Annotated in this window: 13 protein-coding genes, 1 other RNA gene and 1 pseudogene; all 15 read left to right on the plus strand. The window is 55.3% G+C overall.

Going from position 1 to position 12544, the window contains the following annotated elements; genetic code table 11:
* Positions 1 to 13: 13 nt before the first annotated feature.
* Entirely contained in the window at positions 14 to 604 is a 591-nt protein-coding gene (locus W02_RS11780; protein WP_173051464.1) for a DNA-3-methyladenine glycosylase 2 family protein, read from the plus strand.
* Between the two features lie 17 nt (positions 605 to 621).
* The gene (locus W02_RS11785) at positions 622 to 1500 is read left to right on the plus strand and encodes an MBL fold metallo-hydrolase (protein WP_173047913.1); all 879 of its coding nucleotides are present in this window, start codon (positions 622 to 624) and stop codon (positions 1498 to 1500) included.
* 39 nt (positions 1501 to 1539) lie between these two features.
* On the plus strand, positions 1540 to 1737 hold the full coding sequence (locus W02_RS11790; protein WP_173047915.1) for a hypothetical protein: 198 nt from the start codon (positions 1540 to 1542) through the stop codon (positions 1735 to 1737).
* Positions 1738 to 1759: 22 nt separating this feature from the next.
* A complete protein-coding gene (locus tag W02_RS11795) occupies positions 1760 to 2491 on the plus strand; it encodes a glucose 1-dehydrogenase (protein ID WP_173047917.1) in 732 nt (243 codons plus the stop codon).
* Positions 2492 to 2500: 9 nt separating this feature from the next.
* Complete coding sequence (locus tag W02_RS11800; protein ID WP_173047919.1) at positions 2501 to 3451, plus strand: NmrA/HSCARG family protein; 951 nt, start codon at positions 2501 to 2503, stop codon at positions 3449 to 3451.
* Positions 3448 to 3848: pseudogene (locus W02_RS22155) on the plus strand (Rid family hydrolase). Before W02_RS11800 ends, W02_RS22155 begins: the two are co-directional and overlap by 4 nt.
* A gap of 4 nt (positions 3849 to 3852) precedes the next feature.
* Positions 3853 to 5493 (plus strand): hypothetical protein, encoded by a 1641-nt coding sequence (locus tag W02_RS11810; RefSeq protein ID WP_173047921.1) that lies wholly within the window; start codon positions 3853 to 3855, stop codon positions 5491 to 5493.
* Positions 5494 to 5510: 17 nt separating this feature from the next.
* Positions 5511 to 5849: a hypothetical protein gene (locus tag W02_RS11815; RefSeq protein ID WP_173047923.1), complete on the plus strand. Its 339-nt coding sequence runs from the start codon at positions 5511 to 5513 to the stop codon at positions 5847 to 5849.
* A gap of 128 nt (positions 5850 to 5977) precedes the next feature.
* Positions 5978 to 6583 carry a GNAT family N-acetyltransferase gene (locus tag W02_RS11820; RefSeq protein WP_173047924.1) on the plus strand — a complete coding sequence of 202 codons (606 nt, stop codon included), beginning with the start codon at positions 5978 to 5980 and terminating at the stop codon, positions 6581 to 6583.
* A 124-nt stretch (positions 6584 to 6707) separates the two neighbouring features.
* Positions 6708 to 7313, plus strand: a complete 606-nt coding sequence (locus W02_RS22160) for a GNAT family N-acetyltransferase (protein WP_370467982.1) — start codon at positions 6708 to 6710, stop codon at positions 7311 to 7313.
* 935 nt (positions 7314 to 8248) lie between these two features.
* Positions 8249 to 8597: a transfer-messenger RNA gene (ssrA, locus tag W02_RS11830) on the plus strand.
* Positions 8598 to 9140: 543 nt separating this feature from the next.
* Positions 9141 to 9653, plus strand: coding sequence for a hypothetical protein (locus tag W02_RS11835; RefSeq protein ID WP_173047928.1), 513 nt, complete (start codon positions 9141 to 9143; stop codon positions 9651 to 9653).
* Between the two features lie 82 nt (positions 9654 to 9735).
* A complete protein-coding gene (locus W02_RS11840) occupies positions 9736 to 10131 on the plus strand; it encodes a hypothetical protein (RefSeq protein WP_173047930.1) in 396 nt (131 codons plus the stop codon).
* Between the two features lie 256 nt (positions 10132 to 10387).
* Positions 10388 to 11488, plus strand: coding sequence for an SUMF1/EgtB/PvdO family nonheme iron enzyme (locus W02_RS11845; protein ID WP_173047938.1), 1101 nt, complete (start codon positions 10388 to 10390; stop codon positions 11486 to 11488).
* 203 nt (positions 11489 to 11691) lie between these two features.
* Positions 11692 to 12510, plus strand: coding sequence for a polyphosphate kinase 2 family protein (locus tag W02_RS11850; protein ID WP_173047940.1), 819 nt, complete (start codon positions 11692 to 11694; stop codon positions 12508 to 12510).
* Positions 12511 to 12544: the final 34 nt, after the last annotated feature.

Raw genomic sequence — 12544 nt, forward strand, 5'->3', positions numbered from 1 at the left:
TGTCGATCCGATCATGGGGCGATTGATCGGTGAGGTCGGCCCGTGCACGCTCATGCCCAAGTCCAGGCGGTCGCCCTTCGAATCTCTGGTCCGGGCGATCGCGTATCAACAATTACATGCCAAGGCAGCGGAAAGTATTCTCCGACGGTTCATCGCGCTTTTCCCAACCCGCCGGTTTCCACACCCTGCCGACCTGCTGGCCGTGAAGACCCGATCGGTCAGGCTGTCGGGATTTTCTCGGCCAAAGATAAAGGCGCTGCGGGACTTGGCCGCCAAGACCTTGGACGGGACTGTTCCGACCAGTCGGATCATCAAGGCGTTGGAAGATGAGGTGATCGTCGAACGGTTGACCGGTGTGCATGGGATCGGGCGATGGACGGTTGAAATGCTCTTGATCTTTCAACTCGGCCGTCCTGATGTTCTTCCGGCCGACGATTTCGGCATCCGCAACGGATTTCGGATCGTGTTCAACCGACGCACCATGCCGACACCAAAGGACGTATTGCGGTATGGTGTACGATGGAAGCCGTATCGTACCGTCGCCTCATGGTATCTGTGGCGGGCAGCGGAACGTGGAAGCCTTAGGATCGTGCAGTCACGTTGAACGTGCAAGGATCTTCGATGGCGAACGCGAATAAGAGGTTGGATTCCAACGTGCAGGGCAATTTCTATGTGGATGCGACCTGCATTGATTGTGACACCTGCCGGCAACTGGCACCCGATAGTTTCGAAGAGGTGGGCGACTATTCCGCCGTCACGCGCCAGCCGCAGGGTGAAGAGCAGACTCACCGGGCATATCAGGCGCTACTGGCCTGCCCTGTTGGTTCCATCGGGACCGAACAAAGCGAGAAAGGACTGTTGCATAGGGCCATGGACAGCTTTCCCCTGCCGATCGAGGCGGGGGTTTCCTACTGCGGGTTCAATTCGGAAAAGTCTTTCGGCGCGAACAGTTTTTTCGTAGAACATCCCGACGGCAACTGGTTGATCGACTCCCCGCGCTACCTCAAGCATTTGGTCGAATCCTTCGAACAACGAGGCGGGATTGCCAACGTCTTTCTGACGCATCGAGACGATGTCGCGGATGCCGAGAGATATGCCAGACATTTCGGTGCGCGGCGCATCATCCATCGTGCGGATTCGTCGGCTGTCCCGGATGCCGAATGGGTCATCGATGCCGCCGATCCGGTCATGCTGGCGACGGGATTCGAGCTGATACCGGTCCCCGGACATACGCCGGGCAGTTGCGCGCTGCTGTATGACGAGCGGTTTTTGTTCACCGGCGATCACCTCTGGTGGGAGCCTTCTTCTCGGCGCCTCGGAGCGCCACACAATCTGGTCTGGAATCGCCACGAACTGTATGAATCTATCGAGAAGCTCTTGGACCATCGATTCGAATGGGTGTTGGCCGGGCATGGCGACCGGGTTCGGCTGATTCCAGAAGACATGAAGGCAAAACTTCGGGAACTCCTCCAAAGTCGGAGGCCCGGTCCAAGAGCATGAACCGGTATCTGTTCGAAGACCATGCAGGAGGCAGGGTTCATGGTTGAACAAACCAGGGCTGTCGTCCATTTGGCGACGGGAATGTCACCGACCGCAAACGTGATGGCAGAATCCTCCGTTGTGTTACGTGCGAAGTATACGGGCGCGCCGGGCGAAAACATTGACGGATACGTCGGTATCGCTCGGAACCGGCTGCGCTGGATGGTCTACGACTCGACCGTCTCGGTCCTCGCATGAGTGCAATGAGAAAAGGAGATCCATGCCATCATTGAGCGGCAAAGTGGCCATTGTCACGGGCGCCTCGAGCGGCATCGGGCGCGCCATTGCGGAACGATTCGCCGAGGACGGAGCCATTGTCGTGATCAACTACTCACGGCATGCAGAACAGGCCCAGCAAGTGGTCACCGGCATACAGGCCAAAGGCGGGAAGGCTGTGGCCGTGCAAGCCGACATGAGTATGGTCACGGAAGCGAGGCGCCTTGTGCGGGATACGGCGGCTCAATTCGGCCGCCTCGATATTCTTGTCAACAATGCTGGAAAGTTCACTCCAAAATCGTTGGAGGAGACCACGGAGGCCGACTTCGATCAGGTCGTAGCGCTTCATGCCAAAGGTCCATACTTTGCCATCCAGGAAGCGGCGAGCGTCCTACGGGAGGGAGGGCGCATCGTAAATATTTCCACGGCATTGACCCATTTTGCCTTTCCGGGTGCGACGGCGTACCTTGGAAGTAAAAGTGCTCTCGAGCAGTACGCCAAGGGGATGGCGATTGAACTGGCGCCCCGCGGAATCACGGTCAACACGATCTTGCCCGGATTCACCGACACCGGAGCGCTTACGGATGAGGTTCGTGAGCGTGGAATTCGCATGTCTCCATTCAAACGGGTGGGTCAGCCCAAGGATATCGCTGATGTCGTCGCGTTTGTGGTGAGCGAAGAAGCCAGATGGCTGACGGGGCAGAATCTGCATGCGGGGGGTGGGATCACAAGGTAGGAGGGCTCGATGCATCAGACAAAGATCGTCGCGATAGTCGGAGCGACCGGAGCTCAGGGCGGCGGGCTAGTCCGCGCCATCGTCAATAGTCTGGATAAGGAATTTAAGGCCCGTGCGTTGACGAGGAATGAGGATTCCGACAAGGCACAAGCGTTGAAGACCCTCGGCGTCGACGTCGTGGCGGCTGATTTGGATGACATGCGGAGCCTCACACGCGCATTCACGGATACGTATGCGGCTTTTTGCCTCACGAACTACTGGGAACACTTTTCTCCTGAAAAGGAAATAACTCAGGCGCGACATATGGCTGAGGCTGCCCGGCAGGCTGGAGTCCAGCACGTGATCTGGTCCACGTTGGAGGACACGCGCCGATGGATGCCGTTGTCGGATGAGCGCATGCCGACGCTCATGGGAAAATACAAGGTTCCTCATTTTGACGCCAAGGGGGAAGCGGATCGAGAATTCCAAGCGCTGAATGTGCCCACCACATTTCTGCTCACGTCATTTTATTGGGACAATATGATTTATTTCGGGATGGCTCCCAAGAAAGGACCGGACGGTACGCTGTTGTTTACGCTGCCGATGGGTGATAAGAAGCTCCCCGGGATCGCTGCCGAAGATATCGGAGGATGCGTGCTTGGCGTGCTGCAAAAGGGGCGTGAGATGATCGGGAAGACGGTGGGAATCGCCGGCGAGCATTTGACCGGTACGGAAATGGCCGCCACGATGAGCAAGGTATTTGGCCAGCCTGTTCGCTATAACGAAGTCTCTCCCGAGACGTATCGCGGATTCGGATTCCCCGGCGCCGACGATGTGGGGAATATGTTTCAGTTCAAAAGGGACTTCAATGCCGACTTCCGAAAACCAAGAGATCCTGCCATCGCCCGGGCGTTGAATCCTGCTCTGCAAGACTTTGAAACATGGCTTCAGAAGAACAAACAACGCATCCCTCTTGAATGACGAAACAAGGAGAGCACATCGAACGACGCCATATTTCCACCGGCGGCCATTGGGAAGGCAGAATCGGCTATTTGCGAGCGCCGCGGGCCGTTCTTTCGTTCGTATCCGCTGATTCCACCGCCATGTCGCCATCCGGGACGTGGGCGAGATCCCTTTGCTCAGCCGTGGAGGCGTTGAAGACAATTGAATCGGTCTTCCAGCAGGCGAGAGCTTCTCTCGTTGACGCAGTCAGAACGCGTATTTCTCTGGCCTATCTGGATCAATGGCGGAGGTCTGCCGCGCCCATGGCGAGGTGTTCGGCGACATCCGGCCGGCCACGACGATGGTGGAAGTCTCGCGCCTGATCGATCCGGACATGTTGGTAGAAATTGAAGCGGATGCCGTCAGTCCGGTGTGAGCCAATGGACAAGTTCAATAGCCTGCTCACCTGGATCGATCAGAATATTCTGTCTCTCGGTCGAGAACTTCGACTCTCATACCTGCCTCCCCTCATGGTGTATGCCGCCTATGGAATCTCGGGGCTCACCGGCATCGTCGGGACGTTCTTCGTCAAAGATTACCTGGGTCTGTCCGCGTCATTCTTGGCGGCTTTGGGATTCTGGGCCGGGATTCCCTGGGCCCTCAAGGTCCCAATCGGACATACCGTCGACTTGATGTGGCGCTGGAAGAGCTCGCTTGTCGGTGTCGGCGCGCTGCTTCTTGCCATGAGCCTTGCCATTATGGCCGCTCTGATCGGCCATCGGGAGCCGATGACCGCAATCATGCCGGCGGAGGTCTGGTTCGTGCTGAGTTCGTTGCTCGCGCCCATCGGCTACGTCATTCAGGATGCCGTGGCGGATGCGATGACAGTCGAAGCCGTACCCCGGTTTGACGAAAATGGCGAACCGTTTAGAGAATCAGACCGTAAGCTCATGCATACCACGATGCAGACGCTCGGGCGGGTCGCCATTATCGGCGGGGGGGTTCTGGTAGCGTTGATCAATGTCTATGTCTTCAGCGACGCCGAGGGGCTGTCCCAGGCGGCGATGATCCGGTTGTACGAACGAGTCTATCTGACGGCGCTGGTCGTTCCCTTCGTTTCGGTCCTCGGCGTAGTGATGGCCTGGCTGCTGCGTCATCGCCAGCGGGCGAAACTGATCGGCAGAGGGTTCACCGATAGGCAAGCCCGTCAGATGACCGATATACATGATGAATTCATTGAACCGGCGAAACCCAATTGGTGGATCTTACTGGGGAGCCTGGCATTCGTCGTGTGTACGTTGACGGTCGGCCTTGGAGGATTTCAATACAGCGAGGAAATCGTATTTGGAGGCTCGATGGCGATCGTTCTCTTCCTGATGGCGCGCTTAGTGCGCGAACTGGACCCCGACAAACGGTTGACGCTGGTCGGGACCGCCGTCGTGGTGTTCATGTTTCGAGCCATACCAGGTTCCGGCCCGGGCACAACCTGGTGGATGATCGATGAACTCAAGTTCGACCAACAATTTCTCTCCGTGCTGTCCTTGATTGGAAGCGCGCTGACGCTGGCGGGGTTGTTCCTGTTTCGACGGTTCATGGCCGAGCGGTCCATCGCCCATGTCGTCGGCTTTCTCACCATTGTGGGCACGCTGCTCAGCCTTCCGGTGGTCAGCATGTTTTATGGTCTGCATGAATGGACCGCGAAGATGACCGGCGGAGTCGTCGATGCCCGGTTCATCGCGTTGATCGATACAGCGTTGGAATCGCCGCTCGGACAGATCTCTATGATTCCGATGCTGACGTGGATTGCGAATTCCGCACCGGTCCAACTGAAGGCGACATTCTTTGCCGTGATGGCGTCCTTTACGAACCTGGCCCTCTCATTGAGTCAGCTCGGGACCAAATACCTCAACGATCTGTTCGTCGTTACCCGCGAGGTCCGTGATCCGGTTTCAGGAGTCGTTCAGACGACGGCCGACTATACTCAACTGGGGCCGCTGCTCATCATACAGCTCGTCATAGGCCTGACCCTGCCGCTCCTCGCAATCGCCTTCGCAAAGGTCACCCGCTTCAAGAGCGCTTGAGAGGAATCGGTGAGAACGTGAATGCCCTGCAATTCCTCGTCGACCACGGTGCCTCGGTCCTCTTCTGGGTCGTGTTTATCGAACAGGTGGGACTGCCTCTTCCTGCGCTCCCGTTGCTCATTGCGGCCGGCGCATTGGTCGGTGCCGCGCTGAGCGTCGACGTCCGCTTCCCCATTTCGTTGGAACTGGATCCTGAAACGATTCCCGGAGCCCTCAACATGCTCATGGAGGAAATCGAGCATCCCTCCAAGGTTGACCGAAATCTTCTACTGGACTATAAAAGAGGCCCTACCCTCCTTCTCATCCGTGAGGTCCAGTGGACTTATTTTCACATGTTTCTTCCCTCCGAGAACTGAACATCCTTCCTCCTCCTGATTTCGATGGTGACTCGAAATCCTCTCTCGAGGCCGACCCACAACATGAAACGTCATCACCGTCTGTTGTTTGTTACCCCGCAACCTCTGCCGCCGCAAACGAAACGCTTGTGAAGCTTGTTTCAGGGATTTTCAATGAGAGCTTCGGCTTTCGACCGGATGGCAAACCCTATAGAATGGGCCCGAAATCGGTCACAGATCGTTTGCTGGAAACGGAATATCTTCTTGTAGCAGGAGATGAACATTCCGGAATTGGCTACCTCTTTGGCAAAGAGATTCCTTCCTCCCAGGGAAGGATTGCTTGGATCGAATCAATGGCGGTTCTTCCCTTGTATCGTCGAAATGGGGTAGCAACAGCGCTTGTAAGATACTTCTATAGATTGACAAAAATGGCTCCCCGATTTGGGTTCGCCACACCAAATCCTATTGCGGCTCTGATTGCGACCAGGGAAATTCCGGGCAAGATGTATCTCGGATCGTGCTACCCCCCTTATACCCTCAAGCTCCTCTTGAAGGAGATCCGGCAAAACTGTTTTGACCTACGGGGATGTCATATCGATGAAGACCACTTCAGAATTAGAACAGGCTTTAGCCCTCTATCCCGCTCGGACCAACGGGAATGGAGTCCGAGAGAAGATTTCCCAGAACCAGCTTGGTGGGGAGAAATTCAGCACCTGCCTAATGAATTTGAAGCCCTTCTTGTGATCGAGAGGTAACATTATCGTTAACGTAGTATCCCTTCCAACTTCCCAGTCGTGACATTTGAAAGATCTCTCCTCCTATCGATTCAAATCGTATCTCGGTTCTGAAGCATCAGCGATAGATCATCTCGTGAAAGGAGTGTCGTCGGTATTTAGTCACAGCTTCGGGGAGAATCCAAAAACAGGGAGACCGTATCGGCTCGGTCCAAAGACGACACGTGAGCGCCTGTCTAGCACCAACTATCTGTTCGTGGGTCAGAGCTTGGAAGAGATGATCGCTTACCTTTATGCACGAGTCATAAACTCGGCATATGGGGCAGTCGGATGGATAGATTCTTTAGCGGTGCTTCCGTCTCACCGGAGAAAAGGAATTGCCACACAACTTGCTGGCGAATTCGTCGCTAAAGTAGCGACATGCCGATGGGTAGGTTGTGCCACACCAAACCCAATTGCTGCGCTCGTCATCACCAGGTCAGTTCAAGGAACAACGTATATTGGAGAATGTCGTCCCCCACAAGAGGTTACATCAATGGTCGAAGAAATTCGCCCGAAATGCCCAGACCTGCGAGGAACAGACTTCAATCCCGCTCGCCTGTTGGTGAAAACCCGATTCACTCCAGTTATGAGCGAAGACTCAACAGAATGGAAGCCTCCACAACCTGGAGAGCCTCCGCCGTGGTGGGCATCATTAGAAAATCTTCCGGATGATTATGAAGCATTGCTCATCATTGATCGTAGAAGCTAGAAAAAGTGAAATTATATCTCAGAGAAGAGCAATCCTTTCTCGGTCGGAGGTGGCATTGAGGCTCAGCCTGGACTGAAATTTTCAATGTAGCATCAAGCCAAGTGCAGTCGATTGGCCGGAGCACCTTCCTGATCACGCGCATATGGAGAAGGAATATAAATAAATGGAGAGACCAAAAATCCCGACAGACCTCGAAATACTTCGGGAAATCTACGATCGACACTATCAAACATACGTAAGCTTCTCGAAGGAATCCCCCAGCCGAAGCGCAAAGATTATGGTACCGATTGATATAGTGGAAATTGCAAAACACTTTAAGGTCGACGTCGACATAATTTTTGGAAGACTCTATTATCACCTTGAGGAGAAGTTCGGATTTACACGGTCTGATGGATCAAAAGTACATTTCTTTGCATTGAAAGCGGGGTCGGATATTGAATGCGTGAACTTCCCTCTAATGGCTTCGGTCCTGGCCGGATTGCACGAAGAACGTAAGAAACATCTTTGGGCAATTTTGATAGCCGTTGGATCCCTGATCATAGCCATCGTGTCTCTAATTGTGTCGGCACTGTCAAAATAGCCGAGCGTGGACCGCTACATTCCGGGAGTGCCAGGAGGGATTCTCACGGTTCTATCTCCTTCTTCTGTTTCTTTGTGCCTCTCTCTAGCATACTTTTTCCCGGTGCAGTATCATGAGCATCAGGAAATATGGCCAAGTCGGAGATCCTTGAAGTATGAAAAGCTCTCTGGAACCACAAGTATGATCAAAATGACTGTCCAGCAAGGCACAAGCCGAAGATCTTTGGGGATGTTCAAAAAGGTCTTCGGGCAAGGCCGCAACGAGCGAAGGGGCGAGGCGTACTGTTAGTATGTACGTTGAGCCTCGGAGCGAAGTGAGAACGCAGCCAGAAGCCTTTTTCAACATCCGACAGAAAGGGGGCGACCGGTTTCGACGGGGATACAGATACCGCCGTGGCATGTCGAGCTCTCGGGGACTCGTAAAACTCCGGGAAAATGCAACTGCCAATCAAGAACTGGCACTCGCAGCTTAATTAAGCTGGGACGTCGTTCCATCTGAGGCCCGCGGGGGTGGAATGGCGCGATGCAGCGGGCTGGTCCCACGCCGGTGCTCAGCGGCCGAGGACGAGACAATACTGGGCTAGCGACCATTCTAAGCCGGCCGATGGGCGTGGATAGTCGCGAAACTTAAACTGTCGGCTACACATGTAGAAACGGTGTGTTGACGATCTTCGGACGCGAGTTCAACTCTCGCCGCCTCCACCAAACCGAGCTTGCTCGACCCGGAGCCAGTATGATGGCTCTGGGCGACGGGATAAAACTCCTCCAGTTGTTCATTCCGTGGCACTTGGGGAGCTAGGCGAAGCCTCTCTTCCTTGGCGCTGCCGGATAAACCCTTCGGGATTCAGTGAACGTCCCGGTTGCCGTGAAGCGGTAGCCGGGTTTTCCCCTCCTCCAGAATTGGCTCACAGGTGATATAGCCGTCGAGTAGTTTGCGCAACATCTGTCGCCCCATGGGCACATGCCGACCGAATAAGCCGGTTAGATCCTTCAAACGTTCCTAGACCGCCTTCGTGAGCCGTTTCTCATCCAATGAGACTGTCTGTGTGAGAGATGCTAATCGGGTAAGCTCGGCGGTCAGTGCCTTTTCCCCCGGCTTCTTCCTTCTCGATTGCCGATATCACGGCACTAGTGCCTCGACCAGTCGCGATGGGCTCCACTAAATGATGGACACGGGTTTTCATGAGAGACAACTCATGCTCGATCGATGATATCCTAGGCGCGTTTGCGGTTGTATGGCAGGGCGTCATGAAACAGAATGCATTCACGAGTATCTCAGTAATCCATTCGTGGCTCATGCCTATAGCGGGACTCGCTGCGTTTATTTTGTGCGTTCCGTTCGTTATCGGATATGCGAACGGGCACTGGCGAATGTGGGGAGCCGTCTCCGGGGTCTCGGCTACCTGTCTTCCAGGCTGGAGCCTTACCAGGGTGTACGCGCAAGATGGAATGCTGATTCCTGTGGCGGATCTGCAACGATATCTTACCGAAAGTTGTCCGGACGATAAACCGAGATACGCGCCTACGCCGGACCAATTTATCAAGAACGAACTGTTTCATGTTGTTCGAAGACACGTGGACGCCGGATACTTTATTGGGTTTCGTGCTGCGGAGCATCACGTCATGGACGTTATGGTTCCTGCATGGAATTGGACTTTTATGACCTACCCTTGGATGCGATCGACCGTTGTGCCAGTTCTGGTGTTCGTTACCATTGGTTGTCTCGCATGCCTCGGCTATCTGTTCGCCAGAGTGCTCTAGCAGGATGCTGAAAAAGTCCGTCCAGCGGCGTTCTCACGGGACACTGCCGCCTCACCATCTCGGCGGCGTTCACAGGCGTGCCGTGCCTTATTCGGCACGGCGTGAACCTCAGAGGCTCAACGTACGGCCCGGGCAAACGACTGTTCCCACAGTCAGGGGGCGGGCGGGTGAGAAAGAATACGCCTCGCCTCAAGACAATGGGGCGTTCACCGACTCGCGCCCGTCCGCAAACGTGGCGCTCATTATTCTTCGCGCCGCGGACCTCGCTGCGGCCTTGTTCGCGGAATGGCGCGTCTTGGCGCGCCGGGGGTTGGGTGGGGTGAGAAATCTGGCCTTTTTGAGCATCCTGCATGCGTACGCCTGTTATCCCAGACGTCTCGGCCAGTGCAATTCCGGCGTACCCACGGGGTTTTTCCGCAGCCTCCTAGATCTTATCTGTGCCAGAAAACCAACAGCCCCTACCAGAGTCTGTCAGTGATCCATGTCGATCGTGACGTGCTCGGTCTCGCTAGACATGGCAGGCAGGCGCTTGTCTCTAAAGCTTAGATTTGAATGCGCCACATTATCATAACCGGATCGTAGGAATGCTCCGTACAACCGCCGAAATCCCTAATCCTTGTGTCAACGTGGGATATCATCTGCTCTAGATTTGTGCTCGCTCTTTGGTTACCCTAAAAAGGTGATTCAGGCTGCCTGATTGCCAATGGCTTCTTCGCCGTGACATGACACGTCTCATGCAGATGAAAGCATTAGGGCTGATTGTGATCCTAGCCGTTGGGTCAGGGGGAGCTGCGTCGGCTCAGCCGAACGAACCGGTTTTGCCGAAATCGGAATCCCCCCAGAACGGCACCCCGTCGGGTTCGATCGCTACTCCACCCTCTTCGCCGATACCAGTACCGGTTCAGCCGAAACCCCGCGTTCCGGAAGTGGAGGGTAAGCCTCCGGCCAAGCCGATGACACCCTCGGAATCGCCCGCAAAGGAAGTCCCCGCAGTCAAGTCGGATGCCCCCCCCGTGCAGCCCAAGCCCCGCACAGACAACGATACAAAAGGGCCAGCAAAGTCTCCTCCTCCCGGAAACGGATCCGTTGCGGCCAAAGCAGCCAGTCCGCCTCTACCCCCCTCTGAAATCACGGGGAAGGACGGGGCTCCCATGGTTCTGGTACCTGCGGGAGAATTTACCATGGGCAGCGACAAGGGTGATGACGACGAGCAGCCGGTGCATCGCGTCTTTCTAGACAGTTTCTATATAGACAAATTCGAAGTCACCAACGGACGTTTTGCGAAATTTGTCGAAGCGATTCAGAGCGAACCCCCATGGGGCTTCGCCGATAAAGAGACGCCGGTGACGCATCCTGATCAACCGGTTCGATGGGTCAACTGGATGGACGCGATGGGTTACTGTCTATGGGTCGGCAAACGCTTACCTACGGAAGCGGAATGGGAGAAGGCGGCCCGTGGGACCGATGGCCGGGTGTATCCCTGGGGGAATGACGTCCCAACACCCGCACACGCCGTATTTGGACTGAAGGAAGGCGCCGATACAGTGTCCTCGATCGGGAATCACGATAAAGGGAAAAGCCCTTATGGTGTCCATGACATGGCGGGAAACCTCTATGAATGGACGATCGATTGGTACGATGAGCAATTCTACACCAAGAATCCAGCCATTAACCCTCGTGGACCGGTGGAGGGCACTGCAAAAGTACAACGTGGCGGATCTTACACGAATAGTGGATATCGTCTCCGGTCTTCGTTCCGAACGAAGGGGGATCCTACCGAGCACGATCCAAACGTTGGCTTTCGCTGCGCGCAAGACAGCCCGACTTCACCGTGACACGCTGGCACATTCGCTTCGTTTCCCCGCTCGATCATCCAGCTCAAAGATGTTTGAGCCACGCATCGGCTCTCGATAGGAGCACATTCCGGATCAGCGAAGCGCGAACGCAAACCTGTGGAACCCGGCGAGCCTGCACAGTATAGTGTTGTTCGGGCACCGGCCGTCCCACAGAGGTACGACACGGTTGCGGAGGTCTCAGCGTGAAACGGCACCGAATCGACTCCGGCAGTTCATGGTCTCTTGCCGACCATGACCCCGACAATACGGGAGATTTTGGAACTGATGAAGACGGCAAAGCCGCCGCAAAAGCCAAGACGGAAAAGCTGGTCTCCCAAATGGATCGCCTTCAAGTGCGGCTGTTTTCCAACCGGACCCGTGCCTTGTTGATCGTGTTACAGGGAATGGACACGAGCGGCAAGGACAGCACGATCCGCCACGTCATGTCCGGCGTGAATCCGCAGGGATGCCGTGTCGCGGCCTTCAAGGCTCCGACGACCGATGAGCGTGCACACGATTTCCTCTGGCGCATTCATCGAGAGGTTCCCGCGAAAGGGTACATCGGAATTTTCAATCGTTCACACTACGAAGACGTGCTGATCACCCGTGTCAACGGATGGATTTCCTCCAAAACCGCGCGGCGCCGTTTCGACCAGATCAACGAATTCGAAGAACTGCTCACGGATAACGGAACCACGATCCTCAAGTTCTTTCTCTACATCTCCAAGGAAGAACAGAAAAAGCGGTTGGAGGATCGCATTCGCGATCCGGAAAAGCGCTGGAAGTGGGATTCCGGGGATCTTGAACAGCGGAAGCGCTGGCCCGACTATATGAAGGCGTTTGAAGAGGCCATCTCGGCCACGAGCACCAGGCTCGCCCCTTGGTATGTGGTGCCGGCAAATCGAAAGTGGTATCGCAACCTTGTGGTGGCGGATCGCACGGTAGATGCGTTGGAGAAGATGAACTTGACGATGGCTCCCGGCCCGCAGGGAGTGGATTTCAAGAAACTGAAGGTGGTGTAAATGCAACACGCACCACAGCGGTGAACCTGTGTTG

Origin of the sequence: Nitrospira sp. KM1, from assembly GCF_011405515.1 — a bacterium.
Lineage (GTDB): Bacteria > Nitrospirota > Nitrospiria > Nitrospirales > Nitrospiraceae > Nitrospira_C.

What these genes read in the sequence shown, in the direction of transcription:
- W02_RS11780 (WP_173051464.1), top strand. Translation starts at nt 14, where the DNA reads ATGGGGCGATTGATCGGTGAGGTCGGCCCGTGCACGCTCATGCCCAAG.
- W02_RS11785 (WP_173047913.1), top strand. Translation starts at nt 622, where the DNA reads ATGGCGAACGCGAATAAGAGGTTGGATTCCAACGTGCAGGGCAATTTC.
- W02_RS11790 (WP_173047915.1), top strand. Translation starts at nt 1,540, where the DNA reads ATGGTTGAACAAACCAGGGCTGTCGTCCATTTGGCGACGGGAATGTCA.
- W02_RS11795 (WP_173047917.1), top strand. Translation starts at nt 1,760, where the DNA reads ATGCCATCATTGAGCGGCAAAGTGGCCATTGTCACGGGCGCCTCGAGC.
- W02_RS11800 (WP_173047919.1), top strand. Translation starts at nt 2,501, where the DNA reads ATGCATCAGACAAAGATCGTCGCGATAGTCGGAGCGACCGGAGCTCAG.
- W02_RS11810 (WP_173047921.1), top strand. Translation starts at nt 3,853, where the DNA reads ATGGACAAGTTCAATAGCCTGCTCACCTGGATCGATCAGAATATTCTG.
- W02_RS11835 (WP_173047928.1), top strand. Translation starts at nt 9,141, where the DNA reads ATGAAACAGAATGCATTCACGAGTATCTCAGTAATCCATTCGTGGCTC.
- W02_RS11845 (WP_173047938.1), top strand. Translation starts at nt 10,388, where the DNA reads ATGCAGATGAAAGCATTAGGGCTGATTGTGATCCTAGCCGTTGGGTCA.